This is a genomic window from Pantoea sp. PNA 14-12 (genome assembly GCF_004364735.1).
Classification (GTDB): Bacteria; Pseudomonadota; Gammaproteobacteria; order Enterobacterales; family Enterobacteriaceae; genus Pantoea; species Pantoea stewartii.
The window spans coordinates 907,704-920,380 of the sequence record NZ_SOAJ01000001.1 but is presented as its reverse complement, the minus strand read 5'-3'; the positions used below and the strand labels follow the sequence as shown (position 1 = coordinate 920,380).

At 60.0% G+C, this 12,677-nt stretch carries 8 protein-coding genes; 1 reads left to right on the top strand and 7 read right to left on the bottom strand.

The window, feature by feature from the left end; translation table 11 throughout:
- Position 1: 1 nt before the first annotated feature.
- A complete protein-coding gene (locus C7434_RS04425) occupies positions 2 to 799 on the bottom strand; it encodes a GolD/DthD family dehydrogenase (RefSeq protein WP_033741092.1) in 798 nt (265 codons plus the stop codon).
- A gap of 343 nt (positions 800 to 1,142) precedes the next feature.
- Between C7434_RS04425 and C7434_RS04420 the strand changes: the two genes are divergently transcribed.
- Complete coding sequence (locus tag C7434_RS04420; RefSeq protein WP_033741089.1) at positions 1,143 to 1,955, top strand: DeoR/GlpR family DNA-binding transcription regulator; 813 nt, start codon at positions 1,143 to 1,145, stop codon at positions 1,953 to 1,955.
- Between the two features lie 34 nt (positions 1,956 to 1,989).
- On the opposite strand, the gene cobA is transcribed toward C7434_RS04420, so the two are convergent.
- Genes cobA through C7434_RS04390 form a run of 6 tightly spaced genes read right to left on the bottom strand, consistent with a single transcriptional unit; the run spans position 1,990 to position 12,452 of the window.
- Positions 1,990 to 2,820 (bottom strand): uroporphyrinogen-III C-methyltransferase, encoded by an 831-nt coding sequence (cobA, locus tag C7434_RS04415; RefSeq protein ID WP_133745190.1) that lies wholly within the window; start codon positions 2,818 to 2,820, stop codon positions 1,990 to 1,992.
- The gene (locus tag C7434_RS04410) at positions 2,817 to 5,438 is read right to left on the bottom strand and encodes a nitrate reductase (RefSeq protein WP_133745189.1); all 2,622 of its coding nucleotides are present in this window, start codon (positions 5,436 to 5,438) and stop codon (positions 2,817 to 2,819) included. Before C7434_RS04410 ends, cobA begins: the two co-directional genes overlap by 4 nt.
- Complete coding sequence (gene nirB, locus C7434_RS04405; protein ID WP_133745188.1) at positions 5,435 to 9,508, bottom strand: nitrite reductase large subunit NirB; 4,074 nt, start codon at positions 9,506 to 9,508, stop codon at positions 5,435 to 5,437. The genes C7434_RS04410 and nirB overlap by 4 nt, the downstream gene beginning before the upstream one ends.
- 10 nt (positions 9,509 to 9,518) lie before the next feature.
- Positions 9,519 to 10,307 (bottom strand): ABC transporter ATP-binding protein, encoded by a 789-nt coding sequence (locus C7434_RS04400; RefSeq protein ID WP_033741085.1) that lies wholly within the window; start codon positions 10,305 to 10,307, stop codon positions 9,519 to 9,521.
- A gap of 10 nt (positions 10,308 to 10,317) precedes the next feature.
- Positions 10,318 to 11,190 carry a nitrate ABC transporter permease gene (gene ntrB / locus C7434_RS04395; protein ID WP_006118920.1) on the bottom strand — a complete coding sequence of 291 codons (873 nt, stop codon included), beginning with the start codon at positions 11,188 to 11,190 and terminating at the stop codon, positions 10,318 to 10,320.
- Positions 11,190 to 12,452 carry a CmpA/NrtA family ABC transporter substrate-binding protein gene (locus tag C7434_RS04390; protein WP_133745187.1) on the bottom strand — a complete coding sequence of 421 codons (1,263 nt, stop codon included), beginning with the start codon at positions 12,450 to 12,452 and terminating at the stop codon, positions 11,190 to 11,192. Before C7434_RS04390 ends, ntrB begins: the two co-directional genes overlap by 1 nt.
- Positions 12,453 to 12,677 lie beyond the last annotated feature (225 nt).

Below are 12,677 nucleotides of genomic sequence, written 5' to 3'. Positions count from 1 at the left end.
CTTACCAGATGGTGAATCCACCGTCGATCATCAGGTCAGCACCGGTGATCATGTCGCTGCCATTGCTGGCAAAGAACAGGACGGCGGCGGCAATTTCGTCGGTATAGGCAAAGCGGCCTAAGGGGATGAGTTTTTTCATTTCTGTGCCCTTCTCACCGCGCCAGGCTTTTTCGCCCATGGGCGTCAGTACCACCGTCGGTGATAAGGTATTGACGTTAATGCGGTGCGGGGCGAACTCTTTCGCCATCACCTTTGTCATACCCAGCAGGCCAGCTTTCGCCGAGGTATAGGCCACATGGTTGTCGATAGCGATGGAGGCCGCCTGAGAGGCGATATTAATAATCTTGCCGCCGTTGCCAGCCCGGACCATGCGTTTCGCCACTGCCTGCGAGCACAGAAAAGGCCCGGTCAGATTGACGGCGATCTGCTTTTGCCATTCCGCAAATTCGGTGTCCAGCACCGGCTGGAGCATCACATAACCCGCGCAGTTCACCAGAATGTCGATATGTCCGTAGTGGTTTTCCACCGCCCCGAACGCCCGTTCAACGTCGGCAGGTTCCGTCACATCACAGCACACCAGCTGCACCGGCTGACCAGCGAACGTCTCACGCAGGTGTTCCGCTTTTTCGGCTTCAAAAGGCGGATAAAGCAGCGCCAGGCGAGCCCCTTTCTTCAACAGCATCTCGTTACTGGCCATGGCAATGCCGCCCAGGCCGCCCGTCACCACGGCTACTTTGCCGCTGAGATCCATGTTGTTGTCTACGCCATAACGCAGGTTAACGTCATATTCACTGCTCATCCGACTGTCCTCTCAGGTTTTTAATTCCCCACAATCATTTTCGAACAAAAATATATGCTATCGAATTGATGGTTAATGTGGCTAAGATCAAATTTCGCGAAAATGCCCTTCAGGCAGCGACAGCCCGTTAAAATCCCGTGATCCAGATTACAGCTCCCGTGAAACAGGCGGTGCAAACGGTGACAGGGTGAGAGACAGGAGGCGACAATAAGTCACATTCATTTTCGTTCGAAAACAAACAGAGAATCGGCGCTCACTCGCCAACGCGAAACCGGCAAGGTAAACTCTTTCACAGCGCGTGAATGCACGAAGCCCGATGCAAGTAAAAGAGGGAGCATTTCGATTGAAAAGCAAAACTGAGCAGTTAGCTGAAATGCAGCAGCGGCGTGAAAAGATTTTAGAGATGATTCGGGAAGACGGCACGGTAACGGTTAAAGCGTTAACCCAAACCTTTGGGCTTACCGAGGCCACGCTGCGGACCGACCTGCGCATGCTGCAAAAACAGGGATTTGTACAACGCTATCATGGTGGCGCAACGCTGATGACAGGCAAGCAGAACACCGGCCTGTTGCAGCTTGAACGTCAGACGCATCTGGAAGAGAAAGACGCCATTGGTCGTCTGGCCGCACAGCACATCGAAAATGGCGATACGGTGATTTTCGATTCCGGTACGACAACGACGGCAATTGCCGATGCCATCAGCCACATTCGCCGTCTGTCTGTGGTCACCACCGCCGTCAACATCGCCCTGAAACTGGGCGGTGAGCCCGGCATTAATGTGTTGCTGACAGGCGGCACCTTTAAGTTTCCGACGCTGTCAACGTCGGGCGAGAAAGCGGCCAGCTTTTTTGAAAATGTGCTGGCGGAAAAGCTGTTTCTCGCCACCGCCTGTATTTCGCCGCGGCTGGGCCTGAGCTTCCCCAGTGAAACCGATATTAAAGTGAAAATGGCGATGATTAACTCCGCCAGTACCGTTTATGTTGTGGCGGACTCCAGCAAAATCGACAAGGTCTCGATGTTTGCCCTGCCCTGCGACTGGAGCCACATCCACTATCTGATCACCGACAGTGGGATCAGCCCGTCGCATATTGCGGCCTTTGAAGCGCTGGGCGTCAGGGTGCTGGTTGCGCCCACTCCGACCCGCCGGTCAGGATAGTCTGTCCCTGATTTTTCCCCCGACGCCGTCATCGTCAGTGCGATGCCGTCACGCTCATCGCCGTCTCGCGCGGTTGGGCAGCCATAAGATCGGCACGGTAATAGCGCACCACGTCGCCCACAATCAGTAACGACGGCGACACCGGTTTTTGCTGTTCGACCGTATCAGGCAACCCGGCCAGCGTGGTGATCAGCACCCGCTGGTCCCGGCGCGTACCGTTTTCAATGATTGCCACCGGCGTCGCCTCACTGCGGCCATATTCCCGTAACCGGGCGCTAATCACGCTGCTCCAGCTTAACCCCATGTAAAACACCAGCGTCTGATTGGTGGCGGTCAGCGCCGCCGCATCCAGCTGCGGTTCGCCGCTGCGCCCGTGCCCGGTGATAAAGCGCAATGACTGGGCGCAGTCACGGTGCGTCAGCGGAATGCCGCTGGCAGCCGCACAGCCCACGGCGGCGGTAATGCCGGGTACCACCTCGCAGACAATATTCGCCTGCTGCAGGCTGACCATCTCTTCGCCGCCACGGCCAAAGATAAAGGGATCGCCGCCTTTTAACCGCACGACATTGCGCCCGCTGGCGGCCAGATCCACCAGCAGTTGATTGATCTGTGCCTGCTTCAGGCCGTGATGACCCGGCTGTTTACCAACGTCGATACAGAGCGCGCTGCTGGCGACTTCCACCATCACCGCTTCGCTGACCAGGCGATCATAAACCACGACGTCCGCGCATTGCAGCAGACGCAGCGCCTTGACTGTCAGTAGCTCCACATCCCCCGGCCCGGCCCCGACCAGCCAGACCTTGCCCGGGCTGGACGCGTTTTCCGGCGCCAGCAGTTTATCTAAAGCGTTGATCGCGATCGTCATTCTTCCTCCGGTACAGCAACGGAAAGCAAAAGGTGTTTTAGCTCCGGCAGACAGGAGCCGCAGTTAGTACCACAGTTGAGTGCGTTACCCAGTGCCTGGGTGGTGTGACAGCCCTGTTTAATCGCCTGTAAGATCGTGTTTTCTCCGACGCCAAAGCAGCTACAGATCGTCCGGCCGGCCACGGCACGTTGTGCCGATTGTCCCGCCAGCAGAGCATGCCGTTCCGCCGCATTCGCCGGCGCCTGGCGAAAAGCCTGCGCAACCCAGTCATGATCGATCGCGGGTAACGACGCGCCGGCATAAAAGGCCAGCTGCAGCTCTCCGTTGCGCCAGGCCAGCAGGCGGTAATGCGGTTCCGCCGCATGGGCGGTTTGCCGTTGCAGCCCGTCCAGCGGGATCGTTGCCGTGAGCCACTGTTCTGGCGAACCGTCTCCGGCCAGGCTAAAACGTTGCGCGCCCTCATAGGGTGTACGCGCCCAGTAGCGCAGCCCGTCAGGCGGGCTTACGTCGCGCTGCCAGAGCCAGCCCTGCCAGCGGGTGTGGAGCGGCTGAATACGTACGGCGGTTTGTTTAAAGGCAGGCTGTGCCGAGACCGGACAGCGGGTTGAGGCCACCAGCCCGCCGACAGTGCCCTGCAGGCTGAACTGTCGGTTCCAGTGCATAGGGACAAAGATCTCACCGCGTCGCAGACCGCTGTCCAGCGTCACGCGCACCGTCATCCAGCCCGCGTCGGACTGCACCCGTGCCAGTGCCCCTGCGCACAGGCCATAGCGTTGTGCGTCCTGCGGATGCAGTGCTGCAAACGGCTCATCACAATGCTGCATGAGCCGGGGAACCAGACCGGTGCGTGTCATGGTGTGCCACTGATCGCGGATCCGTCCGCTGTTCATCAATAACGGATACGCCGCCCTGCACGCGACGGGCTGCGGCGTGGCCGGTGGCAACAGGCGGGCTTTACCATCAGGATGGTAAAAGTGCCGGTCGCTAAACAGCCGCGCGCAACCCTGGGGATAGCGGGCGTTGACCGGCCACTGCACCGGCGTCAGCGCATCCCACTGTGCGTCGCTCATCCCGGCCAGACCGCTGATATCAAACGCGCGCTGGCCGTTGTTCTCAAACCCCGACAACGCCGCGTGTTCGCGGAAGATGGCTGCCGGGTGCGTCCAGGCAAAGCCTTCATGAAAGCCCAGACGCTGGGCGACCTGGGCGAGTAACCACCAGTCCGGTTTCGCTTCTCCGGCCGGGGGCATAAACGCGCGCTGGCGGGAAATCCGGCGTTCAGAATTGGTCACGGTGCCGTTCTTTTCCCCCCAGCCCTGCGCGGGTAGCAAAATATGCGCAAAGGCGGTGGTATCCGTTTGCGCCAGTACGTCTGACACTATCACCAGCGGACAGGCAGCCAGCGCCCGGGCAATGCGATTGCCTTCTGGCATCGAAACCGCCGGATTGGTGCCCATAATCCATACGGCTTTGACCGCCCCGCGATCAATGGCGTCGAACAGATCGACCGCCGTCAGGCCGGGCTGACGCGCCATACGCGGACTGCGCCAGAAACGCTGTAAACGGTCGCAGTCTTCCGCAGTGAAACTCATATGAGCCGCCAGTTGGTTGGCCAGTCCGCCAACCTCCCGACCGCCCATCGCATTCGGCTGTCCGGTCAGCGAAAACGGGCCGCAGCCGGGTCGGCCTATCTTGCCGCTGAGCAGATGCGCATTGAGAATGGCATTGTTGTTGTCACTGCCGCTTTGTGACTGGTTGATGCCCATACACCATAAGGTCAGTACGCGCTCATGCCGGGTAAACAACCGGTAGAACGCGGCGATCATGTCGTGGCTGATATCACAATGGGCTGCCACCGTCGCACAATCCCACTGCCGCGCGGCCTGTAAGGTTGTGTCTACACCGTCCAGATGCGGCAGCATCGTGGCGTCAATGCCGCCATGCTGTTCCAGCCAGTGCAACAGGCCCGAAAACAGGGCCGGATCGCTGCCCGGCCGGAGCGGTAAGTGCAGATCGGCGAATTCACAACTGGCCGTGCGGCGCGGATCGATCACCACAACCTGCATCTCAGGGCGCTGCGTTTTTGCCTGCTTCAGGCGCTGAAACAGCACCGGATGAGCCCAGGCGGCGTTCGAGCCGACCAGGATAACCACCTCGGCCTGATCCAGATCCTCGTAACAGCACGGCACGGCATCCGCACCGAACGCCCGTTTATAGCCCGTCACCGCTGAGGCCATGCACAGGCGTGAATTGGTATCGATATTGGCGACGCCGAGAAAACCTTTCATCAGCTTGTTCGCCACATAGTAATCCTCGGTCAGTAACTGGCCGGAACCGTAAAAAGCCACCGCCTCCGGGCCGTACGTATCGATAATCCTGCGCAGTCCGTCAGCCGCGGCATCCAGCGCCGTCTCCATGCTGACGCGCTGGTGATGAAGCTGAGGATGCAGCAACCGTCCGGCCTGTGTCAGGGTTTCGCCCAGCGCCGCGCCCTTCACGCACAGCCGCCCGGCATTCGCCGGATGACTGGCATCGCCCCGGACCTGAGCCGACGCGCTCTGCGACTGCGTGACCTCGACGCCGCAGCCCACACCGCAATAAGCGCAGGTGGTTTTCATGATGCCTGCGCCATCAGGTTAAGCGGACGGTTGGCGACCCACACCTGGCCGTCCTCCAGTTTGACCGGCCAGCAGCGCAGTTGATGCTGAGGGTTATCCAGGCTCTGTCCGTCCCGCAGGCGCACCCGCTGTTTGTAAAGCGGAGAGATCACCACCGGCTCCCCGGCAACATCGCCAAGGATGCCGCGTGACAGCACGCTGGCTTCGCTGCCTGGCTCACGATCCTCCAGCGCATAACAGTCATCACCCAGACGGAATAAAGCAATACGGACGCTGCCAAGTCGGGCCCCGATGCCGGCCTCTGGCGGGATGGCCTCCAGCGGACAGATTTCGCTCCAGGGTTCGGCGGGCAGATGCATCAGGGGAATACCGCTGGCCTTGTGGGGCTGGCGCTGTCCGCGCACGCGCGCATAGTGCAGCGTTTCATCCGGGTGATCGCTGTTCACTGTGGCGGTAAACAGCGCACGTCGCGAAGGATCGGCCAGCGTGGTCTGCCATTCGCACTGCCAGGTGTCTACCACCTGTTGCATGTCCTGTTCCAGCGTGGCGGCGATCCCCAGGCTGTCATGAATCACCACCTCACGCAGGTAGTCCAGCCCGCCCTCCATGTTATCCATCCAGACGCTGGTACGCTGCAGGCGATCCGCCGTGCGCACGTAGAACATCAGAATCCGGTCGACGTACCGGATCAACGTGTCATCGTCCAGATCGCTGGCAAACAGTTCCGCATGGCGTGGCTTCATGCCGCCATTGCCGCAGACATACAGGTTCCAGCCGTTTTCCGTGGCGATGACCCCGATATCTTTACTTTGCGCTTCCGCACATTCGCGGGTACAGCCGGACACGGCCATCTTGATTTTATGTGGTGCGCGCAGGCCCTTATACCGGTTCTCCAGCGCGATGGCGAAGGCGGTAGAATCCTGCACGCCATAACGACACCAGGTCGAGCCAACGCAGGATTTCACCGTACGCAGGGATTTTCCGTAGGCATGACCGGTTTCAAAGCCGGCTTCCAGCAGGGTTTCCCAGATAGCAGGCAACTGGTCCAGTCGCGCACCAAACAGATCGATACGCTGGCCGCCGGTAATTTTGGTATAGAGGTCGTAACGCGCGGCCACTTCGCCGATGGCGATCAGGCCCTGTGGCGTGATCTCGCCCCCTGGCACGCGCGGCACTACCGAATAGGTGCCATCTTTCTGGATATTGGCAAAGTAACGGTCATTCGTGTCCTGTAAGGGTAAATGGGCCGGTTTCAGCAGGTAATCGTTCCAGCACGAGGCCAGCAGCGAACCCACCAGCGGTTTACATACCTCGCAACCACAGCCCCGTCCGTGGCTGGCCAGCAGCTCGTCAAAGGTTTTGATGCCATTGATACGGATCAGGTGATACAGCGCCTGGCGGGAATAGGCGAAGTGCTCACAGATGTCTTTTTTAACGGCGACGCCCTGGTTTTCCAGCTGAAACTCCATTACCTGTTTTACCAGCGCGGCGCAGCCGCCACAGCCGGTTGCCGCTTTGGTGCAGCTTTTAATACTGGCCATCTCGCCACAGCCGCTCTGCACCGCCTGGCAGATATCGCCTTTACTGACGTTATGACAGGAGCACACCTGGGCGCTGTCCGGCAGCGCAGCGATGCCCAACCCTTTGGCCGGCGCGCCATTTAATACAGGCAAAATCAGCGCTTCCGGTGCTGCCGGCAGCGGCATGTCATTTAACATCGTTTGCAGGAGGGTGGCATAGTCGCTGCTGTCTCCCACCAGCACGCCGCCCAGCAGTCGTGTATTGTCGGCGCTCACGACGATCTTCTTGTAAATGCCTTTTGGTCCATTGGCCCAGTGGTAGCTCAGGCTGCCCGGCGTTTTGCCGTGCGCATCGCCAAAGGAGGCGACGTCTACGCCCAGCAGCTTCAGTTTGGTGCTCATGTCGGCACCGGTGAACTGCGCGGGTTCGGCCGCCAGATGCCCGGCCAGCACTCGCGCCATCTGGTAGCCCGGCGCTACCAGGCCAAAAATCTGCCCGTTCCACAGCGCGCATTCGCCGATGGCATAAATGTCGCTGTCACTGGTCTGGCAATGGTCATTGATGGTAATGCCGCCGCGCGGCCCCACGCTGATGTCGGCACTGCGGGCCAGCTCATCACGCGGACGGATACCGGCAGAGAACAGCACCAGGTCGGTGGCCAGCTCGCCGCCATCGGCAAAGTGCAGCACCAGACTGCCGTCAGGCTGGCTGGCAATTTGTTCGGTCTGCTTCGCGGTATGTACCGTCACGCCCAGCGCGTCGATTTTTTGCCGCAGCATCAGCGCCCCACCTTCGTCCAGTTGCACAGCCATCAGGCGCGGCGCAAACTCAACCACGTGGGTCTCCAGCCCAAGCTGCTTCAGCGCGTTGGCGGCCTCCAGGCCCAGCAGCCCGCCGCCGATCACCACGCCGCGCTGACTCTGGCGGGCACAGGCTGCGATGGCATCCAGATCGTCCAGCGTACGGTAGACAAAGCAGCGCTCGCCGTCATGGCCGGGTACCGGGGGGACAAAGGCGCGCGAGCCGGTGGCCAGCACCAGCTTATCCCAGGCCAGCTCACGGCCCGCGCTGTCGCGCAGGCTGCGCTGCTGGCGATCGATCGCCTCTACCCGGCAACCGCTACGCAGTTCAATCGCGTTTTGGGCAAAAAATTCTTCGCTTACCAGCGACAACTGCGTGGCCGTTTTACCGGTGAAATACTCGGAAAGGTGAACCCGGTCGTAAGCCTGATAGCGCTCTTCGCCGTAAACCACCACGTGATAATGTTGATGCAGGTTACGATCGACCAGTTGCTCCAGAAAATGGTGGCTGACCATGCCGTGACCCACCACGGCTAATACAGGTTTCGTTTGGCTCATCACAGGGTTTCCTGCAGCCAGCGGCTGCGTTTCAGGTTCATCAAGGCCGAACAGCGTATTCACAGAAACCGGTCCGGCATTATGGAGTTGGTTCAGCAGCGCACCACTTTGCTGGCAGTCGCCATACAGCAGCACGCCGTTCAGCCGGCCGTCTTTGAGAAACAGGCGGCGATAGTGCCCGGCGATCGGGTCAAAACTAGTGACAGACGGGGCTTCGCGAACGTCACCGGCGCTAAACAGGGAAATACCGCTGACTTTGAGACGGGTGCCCGTGGCCGCGCTGTAGAAATCCGCCTGAGGCCGATCGGCCAGTTGCGCCGCCAGAATCTTCGCCTGGGCCAGACAGGGCGCGACCAGACCGAAGGTCTCGCCGCTGATTTCACAACATTCGCCTACGGCATAAATTCCCGCGTGCGCACTGCGCAACTGGCGATCCACCAGAATGCCGCGCTGGCAGGGAATCCCGGCGGCCTGCGCCAGGGCGATTGCCGGCTGGACACCAATGGCCATCACCACCTGCCGCGCCGCCAGCACCCGGCCATCGTGGAGGATCACGCTATCCGTCCGGATCGCCGCAAGGCTGGTATTCAGTTCACAGCGAATGCCGCGCGCCCGGAGCTGGGCCAGCAGTAATTCCCCTGCCCTGGCGTCCAGCTGTCTGTCCAGCAAACACGACTGACGATGAAGCAGCGTAACCTGACGCCCCTGCACTTGAAGCCCGGCGGCCGCTTCAATACCCAGAAAGCCCCCGCCGACCACCACGACCGGACCCTGCCCCGCCAGCAAAGTGTCCACATCCTGCAGCGTGCGAAAGGTGCTGACATGCGGCAGGTCGCTGCCTGGGACAGACGGCCGACAGGGCTGCGATCCGGTCGCCAGTACCAGGCGGTCCCAGTGCAGCAGGCGCTGGTCGGTGCGTAAGGTCCGCTCAGCGACATTCACCTGTTCCACCGTCTCTCCCGCCAGCAAGGTCATGCCGTGACGGTGATACCAGTCACGATCGTGGATCAGCGTTTGCGCAACGGTGGTTTCTCCGGCCAGCAGTGGCGACAACAGCACACGGTTATAGTTGCCGTGCGGCTCACTGCCAATCACGGTGATGTCGTAACGCGTCGGCGCCAGCTGCACCAGGGTTTCCACCATGTGCATGCCCGCCATCCCGTTACCCACAACCAGCAACCGTTGTCTCATGGTGTCGTCCTTATGCCGCCGAGGTTTGTTTTTCGTAGAGAAAATGCAGCACTTTCTGGCGCAGATGGTGATAACGCACGTCATCCGCCAGCGCCACGCGTGAACGCGGCCGGGCCAGGTCAATCGTCAGGATGTCGCCCACCTGCGCCGCCGGGCCATTGGTCATCATCAGCACCCGATCGGACAGCAACACGGCTTCATCCACATCATGGGTAATCAGGACGATGGTGGTGTTCAGCGCCTGCTGGATGCGCATGACGCTGTCCTGCAGATGCGCGCGCGTTAAGGCATCCAGCGCACCGAAGGGTTCGTCCAGCAGCAGCACGCGAGGTTTCATTGCCAGCGCGCGGGCGATGCCGACGCGCTGCTTCATGCCGCCGGAGATCTCGCCGGGGCGCTTATGCATGGCATGACTCATTTGCACCTGGTTGAGGTTGTGCTCGATCCAGTCACGTCTTTCGGCTTTGTTCATCTTGCCTTTGAACACCTGCTCGACCGCCAGCTCAACGTTTTGATACGCCGTCAGCCAGGGCAACAGAGAGTGGTTTTGGAACACAACGGCGCGCTCAGGGCCGGGGCCGGTAACTTCGCGGTTATCGCACAACAGGACACCGCTGGTAGGCCGGGTTAAACCGGCGATCAGGTTGAGCAGCGTGGATTTACCACAGCCAGAGTGACCGATCAGGCTCAGCGTTTCCCCCTGATGAAGATCAAAACTGACATTATCGAGCGCCAGAAAATCGCCGCCGGAGGTGGTAAAACGCTGGCTGACCTGCTGTACACGAATGATAGGTTGCATAGTGTTCCCCTTATTTATCCCAGCTAAAGCGACGCGCCAGCAGCATCAGTCCCTGCTCCAGTAGCAGGCCGACGACGCCAATCAGCAAAATGGCAATCAGGATGTTTTCAACATTGAGGTTGTTCCACTCGTTCCAGATCCAGAAGCCGATCCCCAGGCCGCCCGTCAGCATTTCGGCGGCCACGATCACCAGCCAGGCGATGCCAATCGACAGGCGGACCCCGGTCAGCACCGCTGGCAGAACGGCGGGAAACAGGATGCGGCGCAGGATGGTCCATTCCGACAGTTGCAGCACGCGCGCCACGTTGAGGTAATCCTGGGGAATGCGCTGTACGCCTTCTGCGGTATTGATAATCATCGGCCAGATGGAACAGATAAAAATGGTCCAGCTGGAGGCCGGTTCGGCCCGCTGAAACAGCAGCAGGCCGATAGGCAGCCAGGCCAGCGGGCTGACCGGGCGCAGTAGCGCGATAACCGGATTGAACATGCGTGCCACAAAGGTAAAACGCCCCAGCAGAAAGCCTGCGGGAATCCCCACCAGCGCGGCCAGACCAAAGCCGACAGCCACGCGCTGCAGCGAGGCCAGCACATTCCAGCCGATGCCCTGATCGTTGGGACCGTTGTTATAGAACGGATCGGCGAACAGGACTTTCGCCGCCTCCCAGGTGGCGTACGGGCCGGGAAAGCCTTTGCTGGAAAGCGCCGCAATCTGCCAGATCAGGAGCAGAAGCAGCACACCGCACAGCGCGGGAATGGCACGCTGCAAAAACGGACGCAGGCGCGCAGGTGAACGCATCTTTTTTGGCGTGACCTGAAGGGGCACCACAGTGGCGTGGGTGGGCAGCGTCTCAGGCTGCGCCAGCGAGCGAGTCTGGGTTTTCATCACGACCTCTCTTTATGGTTAATGGCAAAGCTGGCGGCGTAAGCGGCAGGATTCGTGCCATCCCATACCTTGCCGTCCATCAGGGTGCTGCTGCGCATCTCACTGCCGGGCAACGTGACGTTGCCGACAGCGCTGGCAGCCTGTTTGTAGATATCGATCTGGTTGATCTGCTTTGCGACAGCCAGGTAGTCCGGATCCTGGGTCAGCATTCCCCAGCGCTTAAGCTGGGTAAGGAACCACATACCATCGGACAGATACGGGAAACTGACGCTGCCGTCATGGAAGAAGCGCATCGCATGCGGATCCTGCCATTTCTGTCCCAGCCCGTTTTCGTACTGGCCGAGCATGCGGCCTTGCAGAATCTCAGGTTTAGTGTTGATCCAGGCGCGCCCGGCCAGCACCTGCGCCGTTTCGCGGCGGTTATCATCGGAGGCATCGATCCAGCGTGCCGTCTCAAGGACAGCCGCCGTCAGCGCGCGCGCCGTATTGGGGTTCTCTTTCACCCACGCGGCGCGGGTGCCGAGAATTTTTTCGGGATGATCGGGCCAAATCTGCTGACTGGTGGCGACGGTAAAACCAATATCGTCGCTGATGGCGCGCTGGTTCCACGGCTCGCCCACACAGAAGCCGCTCATATTGCCAATCTTCATATTCATCACCATCTGCGGCGGCGGCACGACGACGGTGCGCACGTCATCAAACGGATTGATACCGGCATTCGCCAGCCAGTAGTACAGCCACATCGCGTGGGTGCTGGTCGGAAAGGTATGGGCAAAGGTGAGACTGCCTTTGGCCTGGCTGTCGATGCTCTTTTTCAGGCTGGCGGCATCGGTAACCTTCTGCGCTTTCAGCTGGTTCGACAGGGAGATCGCCTGGCCATTGTTATTGAGCGTCATCAGGTTCGCCATCGCATGCTGCGGGCCGGCAACGCCCAGTTGCAGGCCATAGATCAGGCTGTACAGGACGTGTGCCGCATCGAGCTCACCGGAGATCAGCTTGTCGCGGACGGCTGCCCAACTGGCTTCTTTACTGGGCTGTAGCGTCAGACCATATTTTTTGTCAAAGCCTTTCACCGAGGCCATGACGACCGGCGCACAGTCGGTCAGCGGAATAAATCCCACCCGCACGGTGGCTTTTTCTGGCGCATCGGAACCCGCCGCCCATACGGCGTTGCGCAATCCCGGCAACAGCCACAGCCCGCCAACGGCGGCGCTGGATAACAGCAGTTGACGACGAGACAGTGAAACTGGCGATTTGCTCATTTTTTGCCACCCTCAGGAAATAAAAAAAGGCGTCCTCTCCACTGCTTTCACAGGGAGATGGACGCCTTTATCCAAAGCACTCGCTTTACCGCCGTTGGCAAAGCAAATGCACACACTCAGTAAGGTAAAGCAAACCGCGTGCCAGCTTTGAAACGGTCCTGCGCGTGGCGCTTCAGGGTTTTCTCTGGCGAGTTTTTAACCGATTTTGCACATTGGTGACGCAGA